The 2,280-nt window shown below is 61.3% G+C and carries 2 protein-coding genes; both read right to left on the bottom strand.

The features are described from left to right. Nucleotides 1–107 precede the first annotated feature (107 nt). Nucleotides 108–533: a DUF2269 domain-containing protein gene (locus QMX98_RS34135; protein WP_077747195.1), complete on the bottom strand. Its 426-nt coding sequence runs from the start codon at nt 531–533 to the stop codon at nt 108–110. Nucleotides 534–572: 39 nt separating this feature from the next. Further along, nucleotides 573–2,087 (bottom strand): threonine ammonia-lyase, biosynthetic, encoded by a 1,515-nt coding sequence (gene ilvA / locus QMX98_RS34140; protein ID WP_010466728.1) that lies wholly within the window; start codon nt 2,085–2,087, stop codon nt 573–575. Nucleotides 2,088–2,280: the final 193 nt, after the last annotated feature.

Genomic DNA, 2,280 nt, shown 5'->3' on the forward strand with positions numbered 1-2,280 from the left:
GGCAAGCCTCGCGCCTACAGGATTTGTGGTGGTAGCCGACTACAGACTCGACACATCACCTGTAGGAGCGAGGCTTGCCCGCGAAGGGATCGCCTCGGTTTCAAGCCTTAAACCGGCTTGGCGCCCATCAACCCCGCGATGGCGATAAAGCAGACAAAGCTGAACAGCGCGAGAGCAAAGGTGAACTTGCCGCTGCCGCCCGGCGCAGTACGCAGCTTGTTCAGCCGCACCAACAACCAGAACCACCCCAACGCTGCCAGGGTGTAAAGCACACTCGACGCGAGCAACCACGTCTGCCCCAACGGCCAGCCCACCAGATGCACCATCCACCAGCCGGTGAATGGCATGCTCAGCAGCGCCAGGCCCATCAACAGCCAAACGAACACCCGAGGCCGTTGCAACGTGCGCGCTGCAGCAGTCGCATCACCACGACGCCGCGTTTGCCAAAACCATATCCCCAAGCCCAGCGCACAGCCCAACAATATTGCCGTCGCCGCGGTGTGCGCCATTTTCAGGGCGGTTAACGTTTCCATTGTTCGACTTCCTTAGAGACTGCCCATCAGCGTAGCCGCTCAGCCGAGAAACAGCTGATAGGCCGGATTGTCGCTTTCATCCCAGTACGGGTAACCGATTTCCTCAAGCGCCGCAGGAACCAGATGACGTTCGTCGTGAGGCACTTGCAGGCCCGCGACCACACGGCCATCCGCCGCGCCGTGGTTGCGGTAGTGGAACATCGAGATGTTCCAGCGCCCGCCGAGCTTGTTGAGGAAGTTGAACAGCGCACCCGGACGTTCCGGGAATTCAAAGCGCAGCACCACTTCATCGACGACCTGGGCCGCGCGGCCACCGACCATGTGACGTATGTGCAACTTCGCCAGTTCGTTATCGGTCAGGTCCAGCACCGGGAAACCCTGCTCGCTGAGGCTGGCGATCAGCGCACTGCGCGGGTCGGTTTCCGGGTGCGTCTGCACGCCGACGAAGATATGCGCTTCGCTGCCAGTGTTGTAGCGGTAGTTGAATTCGGTGATCTGGCGCTTGCCGATGGCTTCGCAGAACGCCTTGAAGCTGCCCGGTTTCTCGGGGATGGTCACGGCGATGATCGCCTCGCGACCCTCGCCCAGCTCGGCGCGCTCGGCAACGTGGCGCAAGCGGTCGAAGTTGACGTTGGCGCCGGAATCGATGGCGACAAAGGTGTGCCCGGTGACACCGCGTTGCTCGACGTACTTCTTGATCCCGGCCACGCCCAGGGCGCCGGCAGGTTCGGTGATCGAGCGGGTATCGTCGTAGATGTCCTTGATCGCCGCGCAGATTTCGTCGGTGCTGACGGTGATCACTTCATCGACGTAGTCTTTGCAGATATCGAAGGTGTGCTGACCGATCTGCGCCACCGCGACACCATCGGCGAACAGGCCCACGGTCGGCAGTACCACGCGCTCGCCGGCCGCCATGGCCGCTTGCAGGCAGTTGGAATCGTCCGGTTCGACACCGATGATTTTGATTTCAGGGCGCAGGTATTTCACATACGCCGCGATCCCGGCGATCAACCCGCCGCCGCCCACCGGAACGAAGATCGCATCCAGACGCCCGGGGTGCTGGCGCAGAATCTCCATCGCCACGGTGCCCTGCCCGGCAATAGTGTGGGGATCGTCGTAAGGGTGAATGTAGACGTAGCCTTTTTCGTCGACCAGTTTGAGCGAGTAGGCCAGGGCTTCCGGGAACGAATCGCCGTGCAGCACGACTTTGCCGCCACGGGAACGCACGCCTTCGACCTTGATTTCCGGGGTGGTCTTGGGCATGACGATGGTGGCTTTCACGCCCAGCACTTTTGCCGCCAGGGCCAGGCCCTGCGCGTGGTTGCCCGCCGAGGCGGTGACCACACCGCGAGCGCGCTCTTCATCGCTCAACTGCGTCAACTTGTTGTAGGCGCCGCGAATCTTGAACGAGAACACCGGCTGCAAGTCTTCACGCTTGAGCCAAATGGAATTGCCCAGCCGCTCGGAGAGCTGGCGAGCAGTCTGCAACGGGGTTTCTACGGCAACGTCATAAACGCGCGAGGTGAGGATCTTTTTGACGTACTGTTCGAGCATCGGAAAGCATCACTGAGCGGGTTGGGCAGGGCCAAGGAGTCTAACCCGGCTTTCGGCCGGACGACCACACTAAACAGGTGGTTTTACCGTCCATGGAAGGGATCATGAACCTGTGGGAGCGAGGCTTGCCCGCGAAGAGGCCGTCACATCCAACATAAATGTTGGCGGTACGATCGCTTTCGCGGGCAAGCCT

Source organism: Pseudomonas sp. PS02303 (genome assembly GCF_029959925.1).
In the GTDB taxonomy this organism is placed as follows: domain Bacteria; phylum Pseudomonadota; class Gammaproteobacteria; order Pseudomonadales; family Pseudomonadaceae; genus Aquipseudomonas; species Aquipseudomonas mandelii.

What these genes read in the sequence shown, in the direction of transcription:
- QMX98_RS34135 (WP_077747195.1), bottom strand. Translation starts at nt 533, where the DNA reads ATGGAAACGTTAACCGCCCTGAAAATGGCGCACACCGCGGCGACGGCA.
- ilvA (WP_010466728.1), bottom strand. Translation starts at nt 2,087, where the DNA reads ATGCTCGAACAGTACGTCAAAAAGATCCTCACCTCGCGCGTTTATGAC.